The organism is Loktanella sp. S4079 (assembly GCF_000967725.1).
Taxonomy (GTDB): Bacteria; Pseudomonadota; Alphaproteobacteria; order Rhodobacterales; family Rhodobacteraceae; genus Yoonia.
In genome coordinates, this window is the sequence record NZ_JXYE01000007.1 from 163312 (window position 1) to 180597 (window position 17286).

At 54.8% G+C, this 17286-nt stretch carries 16 protein-coding genes and 1 tRNA gene; 15 read left to right on the top strand and 2 right to left on the bottom strand.

The window, feature by feature from the left end; genetic code table 11:
* Nucleotides 1–244 precede the first annotated feature (244 nt).
* The 8 genes from TW80_RS15565 to TW80_RS15600 all read left to right on the top strand — a co-directional run bounded on the left by TW80_RS15565 (nucleotide 245) and on the right by TW80_RS15600 (nucleotide 9349).
* Nucleotides 245–1804 carry a 2-isopropylmalate synthase gene (locus tag TW80_RS15565; RefSeq protein WP_045998369.1) on the top strand — a complete coding sequence of 520 codons (1560 nt, stop codon included), beginning with the start codon at nucleotides 245–247 and terminating at the stop codon, nucleotides 1802–1804.
* 36 nt (nucleotides 1805–1840) lie between these two features.
* The gene (locus tag TW80_RS15570; RefSeq protein WP_045998370.1) at nucleotides 1841–2539 is read left to right on the top strand and encodes a hypothetical protein; all 699 of its coding nucleotides are present in this window, start codon (nucleotides 1841–1843) and stop codon (nucleotides 2537–2539) included.
* A 260-nt stretch (nucleotides 2540–2799) separates the two neighbouring features.
* Nucleotides 2800–3837: a rod shape-determining protein gene (locus TW80_RS15575; protein ID WP_045998371.1), complete on the top strand. Its 1038-nt coding sequence runs from the start codon at nucleotides 2800–2802 to the stop codon at nucleotides 3835–3837.
* A 21-nt stretch (nucleotides 3838–3858) separates the two neighbouring features.
* The gene (gene mreC, locus TW80_RS15580; RefSeq protein WP_045998372.1) at nucleotides 3859–4782 is read left to right on the top strand and encodes a rod shape-determining protein MreC; all 924 of its coding nucleotides are present in this window, start codon (nucleotides 3859–3861) and stop codon (nucleotides 4780–4782) included.
* Entirely contained in the window at nucleotides 4775–5341 is a 567-nt protein-coding gene (locus tag TW80_RS15585; RefSeq protein WP_045998373.1) for a hypothetical protein, read from the top strand. Before mreC ends, TW80_RS15585 begins: the two co-directional genes overlap by 8 nt.
* Nucleotides 5338–7278: a penicillin-binding protein 2 gene (gene mrdA / locus TW80_RS15590; protein ID WP_045998374.1), complete on the top strand. Its 1941-nt coding sequence runs from the start codon at nucleotides 5338–5340 to the stop codon at nucleotides 7276–7278. The genes TW80_RS15585 and mrdA overlap by 4 nt, the downstream gene beginning before the upstream one ends.
* Nucleotides 7275–8414 (top strand): rod shape-determining protein RodA, encoded by a 1140-nt coding sequence (gene rodA / locus TW80_RS15595; protein ID WP_045998375.1) that lies wholly within the window; start codon nucleotides 7275–7277, stop codon nucleotides 8412–8414. Before mrdA ends, rodA begins: the two co-directional genes overlap by 4 nt.
* Entirely contained in the window at nucleotides 8414–9349 is a 936-nt protein-coding gene (locus TW80_RS15600; protein ID WP_045998376.1) for a 2-hydroxyacid dehydrogenase, read from the top strand. The genes rodA and TW80_RS15600 overlap by 1 nt, the downstream gene beginning before the upstream one ends.
* A 12-nt stretch (nucleotides 9350–9361) precedes the next feature.
* Here TW80_RS15600 and TW80_RS15605 read toward each other — a convergent pair whose 3' ends face one another.
* Together TW80_RS15605 and TW80_RS15610 are read right to left on the bottom strand one after the other, a co-directional pair.
* Nucleotides 9362–10138 (bottom strand): SseB family protein, encoded by a 777-nt coding sequence (locus TW80_RS15605; protein ID WP_045998377.1) that lies wholly within the window; start codon nucleotides 10136–10138, stop codon nucleotides 9362–9364.
* Nucleotides 10131–10715: a uracil-DNA glycosylase family protein gene (locus TW80_RS15610; RefSeq protein WP_045998378.1), complete on the bottom strand. Its 585-nt coding sequence runs from the start codon at nucleotides 10713–10715 to the stop codon at nucleotides 10131–10133. The genes TW80_RS15605 and TW80_RS15610 overlap by 8 nt, the downstream gene beginning before the upstream one ends.
* Nucleotides 10716–10837: 122 nt before the next feature.
* Here TW80_RS15610 and TW80_RS15615 point away from each other — a divergent pair, with 122 nt between their 5' ends.
* From TW80_RS15615 to TW80_RS18520, 7 genes are all read left to right on the top strand, one after another.
* Entirely contained in the window at nucleotides 10838–12121 is a 1284-nt protein-coding gene (locus TW80_RS15615; protein WP_045998379.1) for a Na+/H+ antiporter NhaA, read from the top strand.
* Nucleotides 12122–12275: 154 nt separating this feature from the next.
* Nucleotides 12276–12929 carry an ABC transporter ATP-binding protein gene (locus TW80_RS15620; RefSeq protein WP_045998380.1) on the top strand — a complete coding sequence of 218 codons (654 nt, stop codon included), beginning with the start codon at nucleotides 12276–12278 and terminating at the stop codon, nucleotides 12927–12929.
* The gene (locus TW80_RS15625) at nucleotides 12913–14457 is read left to right on the top strand and encodes a capsule biosynthesis protein (protein WP_045998381.1); all 1545 of its coding nucleotides are present in this window, start codon (nucleotides 12913–12915) and stop codon (nucleotides 14455–14457) included. Before TW80_RS15620 ends, TW80_RS15625 begins: the two co-directional genes overlap by 17 nt.
* A complete protein-coding gene (gene kdsA, locus TW80_RS15630; RefSeq protein ID WP_045998382.1) occupies nucleotides 14457–15290 on the top strand; it encodes a 3-deoxy-8-phosphooctulonate synthase in 834 nt (277 codons plus the stop codon). Before TW80_RS15625 ends, kdsA begins: the two co-directional genes overlap by 1 nt.
* Before the next feature lie 63 nt (nucleotides 15291–15353).
* A complete protein-coding gene (locus TW80_RS15635; RefSeq protein ID WP_045998383.1) occupies nucleotides 15354–16634 on the top strand; it encodes a mechanosensitive ion channel domain-containing protein in 1281 nt (426 codons plus the stop codon).
* Nucleotides 16635–16695: 61 nt separating this feature from the next.
* Nucleotides 16696–16770: transfer RNA gene (locus TW80_RS15640), tRNA-Gln, on the top strand.
* Between the two features lie 185 nt (nucleotides 16771–16955).
* Nucleotides 16956–17138, top strand: a complete 183-nt coding sequence (locus TW80_RS18520) for a DUF6538 domain-containing protein (protein WP_342585911.1) — start codon at nucleotides 16956–16958, stop codon at nucleotides 17136–17138.
* Nucleotides 17139–17286: the final 148 nt, after the last annotated feature.

Consider the following 17286-nt stretch of genomic DNA (forward strand, 5'->3'; position numbering starts at 1 on the left):
CGGCCTCCTTCGGCGCGCGTGCTCAGAGGAGTTGAGAAACCGCGCTGAATTCACCGCATCAGAGTTAGGACACAACATGCAATCCAATAAAATTGGGCAAAAGTCGGATAATTTCCGCGCTTCTTCGCCTTTCATCGCACCTCAAGGTGTCGTACATCGCCTGCACGCGGATCAAAACACGCCGCAAGGTCAAACCGTTTCTGGCAGCGCTGCCCCCATGGATAAAATTTGAAGGAACAATCAGATGACCAAAGATAAAGTTCTGATTTTCGATACAACCCTGCGCGACGGCGAACAGTCACCGGGCGCGACAATGACCCATGCGGAAAAGCTGGAAATCGCTGAACTGCTGGACGACATGGGCGTCGATATCATCGAAGCCGGTTTTCCGATTGCTTCAGAAGGTGACTTTAAGGCCGTCAGCGAAATCGCCCGCCTTGCTAAAACGTCGACCATCTGTGGTCTGGCGCGCGCGAACTACAAAGACATTGATCGCTGCTGGGAAGCAGTCAAACACGCGAAATCCCCGCGCATCCACACATTTATCGGCACATCGCCACTGCACCGCGCCATTCCAAACCTGAATATGGACGAAATGGCCGAGCGCATCCACGATACGGTCACACATGCGCGCAATCTGTGTGAAAACGTACAATGGTCCCCGATGGACGCGACCCGTACCGAATGGGACTATCTGTGCCGCGTCGTCGAAATCGCGATCAAGGCAGGGGCTACGACGATCAATATCCCAGATACGGTCGGCTACACAGCGCCCGTTGAAAGCGCCGATCTGATCCGCAACCTGATCGCCACCGTTCCCGGCGCGGATGAGATCATCTTTGCAACCCACTGCCACAACGATCTGGGCATGGCGACCGCAAACTCTCTGGCCGCTGTCGAGGGCGGCGCGCGTCAGATCGAATGTACCATCAATGGGCTCGGCGAACGCGCTGGTAACACCGCACTGGAAGAGGTCGTCATGGCCCTCAAGGTCCGTGGTGACATCATGCCATTTGAGACCGGTATCGACACAACCAAAATCATGAACATCTCGCGTCGTGTTGCCGCCGTTTCAGGTTTCGCGGTGCAGTTCAACAAGGCCATCGTTGGTAAAAACGCATTCGCCCACGAAAGCGGCATCCACCAAGACGGCATGCTCAAGAATGCTGAGACCTTTGAAATCATGCGTCCCGCTGATGTCGGTCTGTCTGGCACGTCGCTGCCGCTGGGCAAACACTCTGGCCGTGCGGCGCTGCGCGCCAAGCTGAACGAGCTGGGTTTTGATGATCTGGCCGACAATCAGTTGAAAGATGTCTTTGTTCGTTTCAAAGATTTGGCAGACCGCAAGAAAGAAGTCTTTGACGACGATCTGTTGGCGCTGATGCACCAGAACAGCGGCGACGAAGACCGCCTGAAACTGAAATCTCTGCGTGTTGTTTGCGGCACCGAAGGTCCACAAACCGCCGAGATGGTGATGGAGATCGACGGGGCTGACGTTAAAACATCAGCCACGGGCGACGGCCCGGTTGATGCGACCTTTAACGCGGTTAAGTCCCTGTTCAAGCATGGCGCCCGCCTGCAACTATACCAAGTACAAGCCGTGACCGAGGGCACCGACGCCCAGGCAACGGTATCTGTCCGTATGGAAGAGGAAGGCCGCATCGCGACCGGACAGTCCGCAGACACCGACACAGTCGTCGCCAGCGCCAAGGCCTACATCAATGCGCTGAACCGCCTGCTCGTGCGCCGCGAACAATCCGAGCCGGGCTACGATGTAAAAGGTGTCAGCTACAAGGATAGCTAACGGATGAAACTAATTTGCGCGGCACTAGGAGTGATAATGATGACGAACCCAAGCGCCGCGCAAGACCGCTGCCCAACTCGCACCGATCTGCAGCATGGATTACGCCTGATCGCAGAAGATCCTGAGCACACCCGGATTTTCAACGCGGATAAACTCTTAGGTTTGTCTGAGAGCCCAGTCGACGCACGCGGACAAATGACACATTTCTCTGATCTTCCGTCATGGCTCGGGGTTAGTTCACCACATGCAATCCTTCCCGGCGCTATTGATGGGCCAAAGGGTAAGGCAACCGTCACTTATTATCTTGATCGTTTTTATGCCGATGACGCGGGCAGCTTTGACCCTGATTTTGATATGCCTGCTTTGTTCGATAATTTATTTTCTCGGCTGAACATAGGAGATAACGAAACATTCGAGGTCAGTGTTGATCAAGGCACTTGGCGAATGATGGGGCTTGCGATTTGGAACAAATCAGACGGAGTGCTTGATGTCACATTCCGTGGCCCGTCCCCAACGTCACCTCATAAGCTTGGGCAGTGCGAATATGATATCGCGACCTACCGCATTAACCTGCGAATAGGGACGCAAACATTTCTTTTTGAAGACGTGTACTACGCACCTAGCCTTGGTCTCATTCTTGGGCGCAGTCGCCTCGCCAACGATGGCACCCCAGTCGAAACCTATTGGTTTTCTAACTTTGCGTACCTAGATGCTGCACCTCAACCGAACCGCTAAGCGCGAAATGAGAGGTCACAAGATTATGACTACAATGGGTGCTCTTTTGTAAGTCAGTACAAAAAAGTCGAAATACTTATAATATTGAGCAAAAATATTACTCTTTGAAAACCGAATTGTTGAAAAAGTGTAAGCGGCAGATTACCGCCCTGTTCTTGAAATCAAGGGCTTCTATCCCTCCACGCGTCACCTTATAACTGTTGGGGACATGCGTCACGGGACGGCGCGGCAAAAACACAATCAGAACGGAAAACCACGAAATGGCAGGCTTCGGCGGATTATTTTCTTCAGACATCGCGATCGACTTGGGGACCGCGAACACGCTGGTCTACGTCAAAGGCAAGGGCATCGTTCTGTCAGAACCTTCGGTTGTCGCCTATCACGTAAAAGACGGCGTAAAGAAGGTCCTTGCTGTAGGCGAAGATGCAAAATTGATGCTGGGCCGGACCCCCGGTAGCATCGAGGCGATCCGCCCAATGCGTGACGGTGTGATTGCCGACTTTGATACCGCCGAAGAGATGATCAAACACTTCATCCGCAAGGTTCACCGCCGTTCGACATTTTCAAAACCCAAGATCATCGTCTGCGTCCCGCATGGCGCAACACCTGTCGAAAAGCGTGCGATCCGCCAGTCGGTGCTCTCTGCTGGTGCACGTCGCGCTGGCCTAATCGCCGAACCGATTGCCGCTGCAATTGGTGCGGGCATGCCGATTACCGATCCAACGGGTAACATGGTTGTCGATATCGGCGGTGGTACAACCGAGGTCGCCGTGTTGTCGCTGGGTGACATCGTTTACGCCCGCTCTGTGCGTGTTGGTGGTGACCGTATGGACGAAGCAATCATCAACTATCTGCGTCGCCAGCATAACCTGCTGATTGGTGAGGCGACCGCCGAACGCATTAAAACCTCTATCGGTACGGCACGTATGCCCGATGATGGCCGTGGTCAGTCCATGCATATCCGTGGACGCGACCTGTTGAACGGTGTCCCAAAAGAAACCGAAATCAGCCAAGCCCAAGTCGCCGAGGCGCTGGCCGAACCCGTGCAACAAATCTGCGAAGCCGTAATGACCGCGCTTGAGGCAACGCCGCCGGACTTGGCCGCTGATATTGTTGATCGCGGCGTGATGCTGACTGGTGGTGGTGCGCTCTTGGGGCAGCTTGACCTCGCCCTGCGCGAACAAACCGGTTTGGCGATCTCGGTTGCAGATGAATCATTGAACTGTGTGGCATTGGGAACCGGGCGCGCGCTGGAATACGAAAAACAGCTGCGCCACGTCATCGACTACGACAGCTAAAACAGACCGGGGATTTGACCCTTGGCAAGTGACCGCAACAGCGAAGATTTTGTAACCCCGATCCGCAGATTGTTGGTCGGGGTGATGCTGCTGTTCCTTTTCGGGCTCTTTCTAATTTGGCGGATCGACAGCCCCCGCGTTGAGCGTTTTCGCGCTGTTGCCATCGACAAAGTCGTGCCGTCATTTGACTGGGCGATGGCGCCGATTAACGGCATTGCGAATTTGGTCACTGATTTCCAAAGCTACCAACAGCTATCTGCCCAAAACCGCGACCTGCGTCGCGAGTTGCAGCAGATGAAGGCATGGAAAGAAGCAGCGCTTCAGCTCGAGCAAGAGAACGCGAAACTACTGGACCTGAACAACGTTAGCCTTGATCCGCAACTGACCTTTGTAACCGGTGTTGTCATTGCCGATAGCGGATCACCGTTTCGTCAATCGGTGCTGGTCAATGTCGGCAAACGCGATGGTATCATCGACGGCTGGCCCACGATGGATGGGATCGGTTTGGTGGGTCGGATCGCGGGCGTTGGTCAAGAAACAAGCCGCGTGATGCTATTAACCGACACATCCAGCCGCATTCCCGTGACGATCCAGCCCTCTGGCCAAAAGGCAATCCTTGCTGGCGATAACACGCTAAATCCGCCGCTCGAATTTTTAGAAGATACCGCACTTGTCCGTCCGGGCGATCGGGTGATCTCATCCGGGGATGGCGGCGTCTTTCCCGCAGATCTGCTGATCGGGCAAGTCGCGCTGGGGACGGATCAACGCCTGCGGGTCCGTTTGGCTGCCGATTACCAGCGGCTTGAATTCCTACGGGTGCTACGCGCGCATCCCCACGAAACGATCAATGATCCCGGTGGGCTTCTTGCACCCGAAGCCGAATTCTACGGACCTGCGGCCCTGCCTGCCGCACCTTTGTCAGCGGCATCACCGAGCGATGGCTAACCCGACTGGATCACATATCTGGACGAAACGTGCTGTCTTTGTACTGATCGCATTTACCATCATGGTCATCCAACTTGTTCCACAAAGCATGGAACCGCGCGTTGCGCTGATCGGGCCTTGGCAGCTTCGGCTGGTGCCGCCGGATGTTTGTCTTGCCGTCACGCTGGCCTGGGTCGTGCGCCGACCCAAATTTGCACCCGTTTGGATTATCGCGCCCCTATTCCTATTGGGCGATCTGGTGTTTCAACGTCCGCCAGGTCTATGGGCTGGGCTAGTCGTTGTTCTGACGGAACAACTTCGCAAACGCAGTCGCGAATTTCGGACGCTTCCCTTTCTCGCCGAATGGGGCAGCATTGCGCTAAGTATTGTTGCGATCAGTCTGGCAAATCGGATCATTCTATTTGTGCTGGCTGTTCCAGTGGCGCCTTTTGGAATGATCCTTCTTCAAATGATTTTGACAATTGCGGCCTACCCTTTAGTTGTACTGGTGATGCATTACCTGTTTGGTATCACCCGTGTCACACCCGGTGAAACGGGCGGCAGAGGGCAAAGCATATGAAGCGACCACCAAAAGACGTCATCGAAAGCGCCCGCACGATCAGTCGCCGTGCGCTGGTTTTGGGGGCGTCGCAGGTGGCGATTATGGCGGTATTGGGTTGGCGCATGCGCTCGATGCAAGTCGAACACGCCGATGAATTTCGCCTCCTTGCCGAAGAAAACCGGATTAATATTCGCCTGCTGCCGCCTTCGCGCGGCCTGATTTTTGATCGCAACGGCGAGGCAATCGCAGACAACGAACAGAACTACCGGGTCGTAATGGTCCGCGAAGATGCAGGCGACGTGGGTGAAGTCCTCGCGAAGCTAACACAGATCGTCGATATCACGCCTGAGCAATTGTCGCGCGCAATGGAAGAAATGCAGCGCAGATCGCCCTTCGTACCCGTCACAATCGCAGAGCGTCTAAGCTGGGAAGATGTCGCCAAGATCAACCTGAACACCCCTGCGCTACCGGGCATTCAGGCCGAGGTTGGCCAAAGCCGCGTCTATCCTTGGGGCGCGGACCTGGCCCATGTTGTCGGCTATGTCGGCCCTGTCAGCGATTATGACCTCAGCCGCATCGACGATCAGGACCCGCTTCTGCAGATCCCAAAGTTCCAAATCGGCAAGACAGGCGCGGAAAACAAGCTAGAGCACACCTTGCGAGGCAGCGCAGGACACCGCCGGATCGAAGTCAACGCAGTTGGCCGCGTGATGCGCGAACTGGACCGCCAAGAAGGCGAAGCAGGCAAAGATGTTCAACTGACCATCGATAACAGGCTGCAAACCTATGTGCAGGCGCGGCTTGATGGTGAATCCGCAGGCGTCGTTGTGATTGATCTTGAACACGGCGATTTGCGCGCAATTGCCTCTGCGCCGTCATTTGACCCCAATCTCTTTGTGCGTGGCATTTCTGTCAAAGACTGGACGGGCCTGAACGAAGACAAATACCGCCCCCTTGCCGCCAAAGCGGTACAAGGGACCTACCCGCCCGGCTCCACCTTTAAGATGATTACGGCCCTTGCCGCCATGGAAGATGGCGTCGTCGCCGCCGACGAAACGGTCTATTGCCCTGGCTATACCGATGTTTATGGTATTCGTTTTCACTGCTGGAAAAGCGGCGGGCACGGCAACATCAATCTGCATGACAGCCTCAAGCAAAGCTGTGACTGCTATTACTACGAAATCGCACAACGCGTTGGCATTGATAAAATGGCCGCAATGGCCCGCAAGTTGGGTCTTGGCATTCGTCATGACCTGCCGCTTTCGGCGGTGGCCTCGGGGCTTGCCCCTGATAAAGAATGGAAATCCACCGTACGCGGGGAAGATTGGCGGATCGGCGATACGGTGAACGCCTCGATTGGGCAGGGATATGTGCTGGCCTCCCCGCTTCAGCTGGCGGTGATGACTGCACGGATCGCAACAGGGCACGAGATCACGCCTCGATTGGTCCGATTGGTTGACGGGGTCGAACAACCCAGCGGTCGCGGAGAGAGCCTTGGGCTGAATGAAAACACCCTGCGCCGCATTCGCGCGTCTATGGTTGATGTCTGCAACAATCGACGTGGCACTGCCTATGGGTCACGTATCATCGCCGACGAATACAAAATGGCGGGCAAGAGCGGCACCAGCCAGGTCCGCCGCATTACTGCCGAGGAACGCGCGGCTGGCGTCACACGCAACGAAGACCTGCCGTGGGAACGGCGCGATCACGCGCTTTTCGTCAGCTATGCCCCGCTCGACAACCCGCGCTATGCAGTCGCGGTAATCGTTGAGCATGGCGGCGGCGGATCAAGTGCAGCCGCACCAATCGCCCGCGATGTGATCTTGCAGGCTCAGTATGGCGGAACCCCACCCCTTGAGGCCTACCCAGAAAGCGCGCGAAGCAAAATTGCGGAACAACAGCGCCGGATCGAAACGCGTATTCCTGCCGGGGCCAAAGCCCAGAGCCGCGCATGAGCTATCTTGCCCATAACACCAAACACGTGCCGACTGGGTTGCGTAAGATCTGGTACATCAACTGGCCGCTTGTGATGCTGTTGACGGCGGTTGCCTCGGCTGGGTTCTTGATGCTGTATTCGGTCGCGGGCGGGTCAACGACCCCGTGGATGGAACCACAAATGAAACGTTTCGGCCTCGGGATGTTTTTGATGTTTGTTGTCGCAATGGTTCCGATCTGGTTTTGGCGTAACATGGCCTTTGTCGCCTATGGCGTATCAGTCTTGCTATTGCTTGGGGTCGAATTCTTTGGCGAAGTGCGCATGGGTGCCCAGCGCTGGATCGACCTTGGGTTTATGGTGCTCCAGCCATCTGAGCTCACAAAAATAACCGTGGTGATGTTCATCGCGGCCTATTACGATTGGCTCCCAAACGAGAAAACATCTCGTCCGCTTTGGGTATTGTTGCCGGTAATATTTATTCTGTTACCCACAATGCTGGTGCTGAAACAACCTGATCTAGGGACATCATTGCTGCTTCTGATGGGTGGTGCGACTGTGATGTTTTTGGCAGGCGTCCACTGGGCATATTTCGCAACCGTCGCCGGAGGCGGGCTGGCCGCCATTATCGCCGTCTTTGAAAGCCGCGGCACCAGTTGGCAATTGATCAAAGACTATCAATTCCGCCGCATTGACACATTTATCGACCCCGCGAACGACCCGCTAGGCGCGGGCTATCACATTACGCAGGCCAAAATCGCCCTAGGCTCTGGCGGCTGGACAGGGCGCGGATTTATGCAGGGCACGCAATCCCGTCTGAACTTCCTGCCAGAAAAGCACACCGACTTTATCTTTACGACCCTCGCCGAAGAGTTCGGCTTTGTCGGGGCATCGACGCTGTTACTGCTTTATCTGCTCATCATCGTCTTTTGCGTTGCCTCGGCGATTGGCAACAAAGATCGGTTTGCGTCCCTGCTGACACTTGGGATCGCGATGACCTTCTTTTTGTTCTTTGCGGTAAACATGGCGATGGTCATGGGGCTAGCCCCTGTTGTCGGTGTGCCGCTCCCGCTTGTCAGCTATGGCGGCTCTGCCATGCTTGTTCTTTTGGTCGCCTTTGGTCTGGTCCAAAGCGCGCACGTCCATAGGCCACGCTAATGATCAATATCCTCTTTACCGGAAACGATGCATCATGGGATGAATATGCCCCGCATCTGACAGAAGCATTCAAACAGCTACCGTTCACGACAAACCTCGCCCGCGATATTCCTCCGGCAGAGGTCGACTACATCGTATTCGGCGGCGGTGAGGCACCAATCACCGACTTCACGCCATTCACCCGCGCCAAACTGGTTCAAAGACTTTGGGCGGGTGTCGAAGATATCGTTGACAACAAGACCCTGACCATACCGCTCGCGCGGATGGTTGGTGGCGGACTTGATCAAGGAATGGTCGAATGGGTGACCGGGCATGTGTTGCGTCATCATCTGGGCATGGATGCGCATTTACATGGGCAAGATGGCGTTTGGCGCAACGATGTGACTCCGCCGCTTGCACGGGATCGTCAGGTGACAATCTTGGGGCTTGGCGCGTTAGGGCAAGCCTGCGGGCAAGCACTGGCGCATTTGGGTTTTCCAGTAACTGGCTGGAGCCGCAGTCAAAAGCAGATCACAGGGATTACCTGCCTGTCAGGACAAGATGGGCTTCTGGCCGCGCTATCAACTGCGCAGGTTTTAGTGCTCTTGCTGCCTAAAACGCCAGCCACCGAAAATACGCTAAACCATGAAACGATTGCCCGTTTGCCCAAAGGCGCGGTGGTTCTGAACCCCGGACGCGGCGGGTTGATCGACGATCAGGCATTGCTTGATGCACTTGATCGCGGTCATCTTGCCCATGCAACGCTTGACACTTTCCGAACAGAGCCCCTGCCCGCGGATGATCCGTTTTGGGCGCACCCAAAGGTGACCGTGACACCGCATATTGCATCAGCAACACGCGCAGACCTCGCGGCCGAGGTCGTTGCCACCAATATTAAGCGCGGCGAAGCAGGCGAAGAATTTTTGCATCTCGTTGATCGGACGGCGGGCTATTAGCCGCCATCCAATTTAACGTAGCTTTGGCGGCTTTTCCGGGTCCATGCCCGGTGCGCCCGGTACATGCGGTTTTTCTGGCTCGGGCAAATCAAAACGCAGCCCCACCTTGGCTAGATGCCCAGCCAGCGCATCCGAAGACCGCACGAACATCACATCCATGACCCCAGCCTCGATACCCGAAAAGGTCAAAACTTCGCTTGCGGCGGTGGCGAGCGCCTTCTCAGCTCCGGGCGCTGCATCGACAAAAGCAAGCACATGGCCTGATGCGCCACCTTCGTATTTAGCCGCAGCGAGATAGGCAAACTTCGCCATTCCCGCGGCGATCGCCAATTTCCGATCTAGCCCTGTCACGACCGTTTCGGGCAAGCCAGCGGGCGCGTTGATTTCGGTCAGGCGCGCCTCTGTTTCATCTGGGGCGTGGGATAGCGTCTGGACCAACCAATCGACAGCCTCTGCCGGGATCAACATCGCGGATGGGGCAACCTCGAGGTTTAGCGCAAGCCCGATCCCCTGCCCGGCCAGCATCTGCGCCAAACCGCGCCCCGGTATCCCCGCATAAGGTGCCGCCCGTCCAACAAATTCTGCGAGACGCTCTTCGCGATCAAAAACCAAGGTAAAGCGCTGATCTTCGATCTCGAAAAGCTCAGGTGTGATTTGCTCGCCTTCTGCCTCTTCGCCCAACAACATGAATAATTCAGTATCAGCGAGCCGTTCATAAAACCGCAGACGCGCCGCGTCATCTTCGGGGGCGGCTTCCATCGCCGCATGTGCAGTATCAAGGTCAGTCATCTAACACGTCTTTCACTTGCGATCGAAGTGCTGGCAGCAAATCGGTCTCGAACCATGGGTTTTTCTTAAGCCACCCGGTATTGCGCCACGACGGATGTGGCAAGGGAAAGACGCGCGGTGCATAGTCGCGCCACGCCGAAACTGTCCCCGTCACTGTATCCGCGCGCCCCAAGTGCCATTTATGTGCGTACCCGCCCACAAGGACGGTCAGAGGCACATGCCCCAGGACTTGCCGGACCTGATCATGCCACCTCTGCGCGCAAATCGAAGGCGGCGGCAAATCCGACCCCTTGGCATCATAGCCTGGGAAACAAAACGCCATAGGCACAATCGCTACGCGTGACACATCGTAGAAACGATCAGCCGATATCCCCATCCAATCGCGCAAGCGGTCACCGGAGCGATCCCAAAATGGCTTGCCCGATTGATGCACCCGCAACCCCGGAGCCTGCCCTGCGACCAATATACGCGGATTCTTGTGAAACCACACGACTGGGCGGGGCTGATGTTGCGTTTGCGTGCGTGCAAATCTGTCAGAACATTGCTGACACGCCTTGATCTGATCCTGAAGGGTCATATTTCGATTACTATCAGCACCGGCTAAGGGACGAAAGACGTGTTGCGACCAGTTCAAGCGCTGGCCGCTTGATGCACCTGTGCCTTTGCTTTAATTGCAGAACAAATAAAATGGGGAGTAGCATGTATCGCGTCTGGAATTTTCTAACTAACTATTCACTCTTGCTGATTATCGGCGCGGTCATTGCGTTGATCTGGGCAAATGTTGATGCAACAAGTTACCACCATTTCGTCGAGTTTGAACTGATCCATGATTCATGGGTTGGCCACGCTCACTATGATGAAAACGGTCAGGTGACCTACCGAAGTCTTACACTCCACTATCTTGTGAACGATGTGCTGATGGCGTTCTTTTTTGCCATCGCCGCAAAAGAAGTCTGGGAAGCTGTCATTCTACAAAATGGCAGCTTGCGCGGCAAAAAAGCAGCGACACCGCTGTTTGCGACAGTGGGCGGCATGGTCGGCCCGATCTCTGTTTATCTTGGGATCGCATACTTCTTGGGTTCGGACACCTATGATGCGGTTGCAAATGGCTGGGCCATTCCGACGGCAACCGACATCGCGTTCAGCTATCTTGTAGGCCGCTTGGTCTTTGGTGCGGGGCACCCTGCTGTACGGTTCCTGCTGCTGCTGGCGATTGCTGATGATGCGGCTGGTCTGATCATTCTAGCGATCTTCTATCCATCGGGTGAACTGGCCCCTGAATGGCTACTCTTGTCACTGTTCTCGGCGATTGCGGTGTTCTACCTGTTCAACCGCCTGCCACGCCGTTTGGACCGAGGCAACGAGATGCGCCCGAATTCAACATGGGTGCGCAACAAGCTATCGTTCTGGCCATATCTGATTGCGGCTTGCTTTAGCTGGTATGGCTTCCAACAGGCTGGTATACACCCTGCGCTTGGTCTGTTGCCGATTGTGCCAACCATTCCGCACGCAGATCGCGCCTTTGGTATCTTCTCTGAGGCTGAGCAATACCTCACTGATTTGCTGAACCACATTGAGCATATGCTGAAACACCCGGTCGAGATCGTCCTGTTCTTCTTTGGACTACTGAACGCCGGTGTTGAATTCTCGTCCATTGGTTCGCCAACTTGGCTTGTCCTTGCGGGGCTGCTGATCGGTAAGCCGTTTGGTGTCTTGCTCTTTGGCTGGATTGCCGCCCGACCGCTGGGTCTGGGACTGCCCGAAGGCATGCGGATCATCGACCTGTTCGTGATCGGTTGCGTTGCTGCGATTGGCTTTACAGTGTCGCTGTTTATCGCTGCTGTTGCATTCGATAGCTCGGTTATGTTGGGCGATATTCCGGTTCAGGATGCCGCGAAAATGGGCGCATTGTTCAGCTTCTTTGCTGCTGTCGTGTCGATCATTGCAGGCAAACTGACCAAAGTTGAAAAACAACACGGTTAAGCGAACTTCGCTTAATCACACAAATACACGCAGAAGTTGCTGTATTCTTCGCACAATTTTGCGATAGTACATCGTAAGCGTTGATCGTGACCTAGAATTAACTATTCGCAGTTACGGTCAACGCGACCCATCCAAGGGTCATTGTGGAATAAAGATGCTAGAATTCGCGAACGTCAGTAAATCGTTTTGGACAGGGACCCAACGCAAGGTGATCCTTGATCAGGTTTCGTTTCGCGTTGAGCTTGGAAATTCTCTGGGAATTCTTGCCCCGAACGGCACTGGCAAATCGACACTGATCAACATGATGGCCGGGCTGGAAAAACCGGACGAGGGCAAAATCACCAGAGATTGTCGTATTTCATTTCCGCTTGGCTTTATGGGCGGTGTTGTCCACAGCCTTACGGCCCAAGAAAACGCGCGCTACATCGCCCGCCTCTATGGGCTAGATCCCGATTATGTTGAGGCATACTGCCGATGGCTATGTGGCCTTGAAGAATATTTTGAAATGCCGATCGGCGTCTATTCCAGCGGTATGAAGGCGCGGTTTTCATTCGCTCTCATGCTGGCGTTGGATTTCGACATCTACCTCATTGACGAAGGCATGCCCGGCACCACAGATGCCGAATTCAACCGTAAAGCCGGGGCAATCTTGCGCGAACGACTGGAAACCACCACAATGGTGATCGTTTCGCACCAGGCAGCAACCTTGGAACGTTTTGTCCGATCCGCAGCCGTTCTGCGCAATGGGCAACTTTATATGTTTGACACCTTAGAAGAGGCAAAGGCCGTTTATGACTACAAAGCCTAAGGTAAAAAGGTTCCGCATCCGTCGCGACGGCGCAGCGCGCGACGACGGGCAAGCGCGGGCAAACGAAAGCAACAAGATCGAAGATGCCGATGCCATTGCCGCCGAAAACGAGGCAATCAGCAAAGAAGGGCTGACCGCCCGGCAATTGCGCATGGCGCGACGCGTGGCGCAAAAACGCGGCCTGACCTTCACCTCGGAGTTTGACGCTGTACGCCAATTGCGCGGCGCGGGGATTGATCCATTTCAGCAAAAATCTGTTTTGGAACTGGTCATGCCCGACAGCGGCAATTCCGACCAAGTGCAATTGCCGCAAAAGGTAAACCCACGTCACAAAGCTAAGATACCCAGCCGCGAAGCGCTGAAAATCAGCGAAGACCACGCCGCCGAGATCCGTCAGATTCAGCTCGACATCGTGCGACGGCGGCGGCGCAAGATCCTGCTTATGTTCACACGGTTGGCGTTCTTTGTGATTTTACCAACCATAATGACCGGTTGGTATTTCTACACGATGGCGACACCAATGTACGCCACCAAATCCGACATCGTCATCCAACAGGCCCAATCACAAGGTGCCGCCGCCGGCGGTCTTTCGACGTTGTTTCAGGGTACGTCGATGGCGACCCAACAAGACAGTATCGCCGTGCAATCCTATCTGGCCTCGCGCGAGGCCATGCTGCGATTGGATCAAGACCATGGCTTCAAAGAACACTTTAGCGATCCCAATATCGACTCTATTCAACGACTGCCGGAAAACGCCACTAACGAAGAGACGTTCAAACTCTATTCGGATCGTGTGATCATCAGCTATGACCCGACCGAAGGGATCATCAAGATGGAGGTCATCGCCACCGATCCGGTCAAGAGCTTTGAATTCTCCGAGGCGCTGATCAATTATGCCGAGGAGCAGGTCGATCAATTGACTGCACGCTTGCGTACCGACCAGATGAAAGGCGCGCTACAAAGCTACGAAGACGCCGAAGCGCGGCGCGCTGATGCGCTGTCCACCTGGCTCGAACTCCAACAGTCGATGCAACAGATCGACGCGGGCAGCGAATCGGGCGCCCGTATGGGGCAGATCAATTCACTGGAAAGCGAACGCCAGCAGCTCAGCTTGGTTTTGCAATCACGCCTCAACGTGGAACGTCCGAGCGAAATCCAAGTGCAGGCACTGCGCGACCAAATCGCAAACATCGATGGCCTTATTGCAGAACTACGCGAGGAACTGACTGGAACCTCAAACAACGGCGCATCGCTCGCTGCGCGCAACACAGAGCTGCGTGTCGCCGAGGAAAACTACAATTTCCAAACGATGATGGTGCAGCAGGCGCTCACCCAAATGGAAACCGCACGGATCGAAGCAAACAGACAAGTGCGGTATCTGTCTCAGAGTGTGAGCCCCGTCATCCCAGACCAGGCGACCTATCCCCGTGCGTTTGAAAATACGCTGCTCGCCTTCTTTATTTTTTCGGGAATCTATCTATTGATCTCGATCACAGTTTCTATCCTTCGTGAACAGGTAAGTTCTTAATGCATAACGTCGTAATCGGTCCTTTGAACGTCAGCAATGACAATCCTCTTTTGCTGATTGCAGGCCCCTGCCAATTAGAAAGCGTCGACCACGCGCAAATGATTGCGGGGCAAATGGCAGAAATTTGCACCAAATACGGCGCGCAATTTGTGTTCAAAGGCAGCTATGACAAAGCCAACCGCACTTCTTTGGGTGGCAAACGCGGCCTCGGCATGGACGAAGGTCTAAAGGTCATGCAATCGGTAAAGGATAGTATTGGCTGCCCCGTCCTGACTGATATTCACGCACCTGAACATTGCGCCACTGTCGCTGAAATCTGCGACGTGATGCAAATACCCGCGTTTTTGTGTCGGCAAACTGACCTTTTGCTCGCTGCCGGCGAAACCGGTGCAGTGATCAACATCAAAAAGGGCCAGTTCCTCGCCCCTTGGGACATGCCAAACGTCGTGGCCAAGATTGAGAGCACCGGAAACAAGCGTATCCTGCTAACCGAACGCGGCTCTTCTTTTGGGTATAATACATTGGTGGCTGACATGCGGGCGTTACCGACGATGGCCCGTACTGGATATCCAGTGGTGATGGATGCAACGCATTCCGTTCAACAACCCGGCGGGATGGGCGGCTCTTCTGGTGGTCAACGTGAATTCGCACCTGTAATGGCGCGCGCGGCAGTATCGCTCGGGATCGCAGCCGTCTTTATCGAAACACACGAAGACCCGGACAATGCGCCCTCCGATGGACCAAACATGATCCCGCTGGATCAAATGGATGCGTTGGTCCAAAGCCTGATGGCGTTTGATGCGCTCGCAAAAGCAGACCCGCTGCGCGTCTAAGGGGTTTTCCCACTGACCTCAGATTTATAGGATCGATCCAACTGAACCTTTTGGATTGATCCTATGCGCATTTTCGCAATCATCGTTTTCTTGTGCAGTGCTTTCTCGACGGCCTATGCCCAAGACGCCTCTGGTACAATTTTGACCGAGGACTATCATCAGCAAGACGCTGATATTGCCGTGCGCATGCGCGAAATCCTACGCGAACTGGGAAATTACGACGACGTGACCGTCCAAGTCAGCGAAGGGGTGGTCACCCTACGCGGCACGACCACCTCTGCCACCGAAATCAACATTCTCACCCCTGTTGCAGCCCGCATCGAAGGGGTCGTCGCCGTCAGGAACGAGGTCACAGAAACCGCAAACCTCAGCCAGCGGCTTGACCCTGCACTGGACCGCTTTCGTGCGCGGCTTGATCAACTTATCATCTTTCTGCCGCTCGCCTTCGTGGCGCTCTGCGCCTTTGTTTTGGTTGTGCTCGCCGGAATCGGGATTGCGCGCCTGCGCCAACCCTGGGATCGGCTTGCGCCCAATAAATTTATCGCGGAACTCTACCGGCAAATTGTACGTATCGCGTTTGTCGTCTTCGGCATTGTCATCGCGCTTGATATACTGAATGCGACCGCTCTACTCAGCACTATATTGGGTGCGGCGGGCATCATCGGGCTTGCGCTAGGTTTTGCTGTCCGCGACACGGTTGAAAATTTCATCGCCTCGGTGATGTTGTCCATCCGGCAACCCTTTCGCCCCAATGACACCGTTGAAATCAACGGTGATCAGGGCAAAGTCATCCGCCTCACCAGCCGCGCTACAATTTTGCTATCTTTTGATGGCAACCACATTCGCATTCCGAATGCTACAGTGTTTGGTAGCCGGATCATTAACTACACCCAAAACGCTGAGCGCCGCTTCAAATTCTCGATCATGATTGATCGCAATGCCGACTTAGGGGCAACGCGCCAACTGGTTTGTGACACTGTACAATCGCTCCCGTTTATTTTGTCCGAACCCGCAGCGGACACATGGATCGAAGCGCTCCACCCCGCGGGCGTCGAACTGATCGTAACAGGCTGGGTCGATCAAACTCAAAGCTCAATCGCCCGCGCCAAAGGCGAAACGCTGCGACAAGTGAAAATCGCAATCCAATCCGCAGGCATCGTGATTCCCGATGCAACACAGGCCATACATATCCAACGCGATTCTTTGGAATCTCAACTGACAGAAACCACCCAAGTAGAGCCTGTTAACGCCAGTAGTGAGGCCTCATTGCGTAAAATCGTCGAAGCCGAGCGTGATCAAGAGCCTACCGAAGACCTGCTACGTGACGACGGTCAAAAAGAATGATATTTTTGTCCAAAGGGGGCTTGTGCACCGCGCACCTTCGCAGTATTCACCCCCTCGCTGATGGGATGTAGCCAAGTGGTAAGGCAACTGTTTTTGGTACAGTGTACCGTAGGTTCGAATCCTACCATCCCAGCCAGCTTTCTTAGAGATACTCAAGAAAACAAAGGCTTAACCCAGTCTGAAACAAGCTGTGTGTCACAGCACTCTGAAACTGTAACACAGGGTGTTACACACGGCCTTGCGCGCTACCCTCAAAAGCACCGTGATTCAGCCCGCCGAAAACCCCGACAAAAATCCAAATATCACGCCGGACCTTACCTGATGCGTCGGGGCCGGATGTTCTATTTCCGCAAACGTTTGCCAACAGCGCCATCCATTTTCGCGCCAAACCAATTTATCTGTCTTTCTTTGCGAACCCATCTCCCCTTGGACGCCGAGAAGCGTGCCGCAAGGCTGCTCTCGGTCTACGAAAAAAAGGAGATAGAGTGTAAGCGTTGCATCTAAGGCCCAAATCAACACAAGAATTCCGCCCTAATCATGACATACTGCCTCAAAACAAGACGAGGCGGCATTTATGGGAAAATTCCCGCAATCTTTCGAAGTCTACGGCTTCACCATCGAAGTACACGCTGGGGGTCGGCGCGTCTGGCCA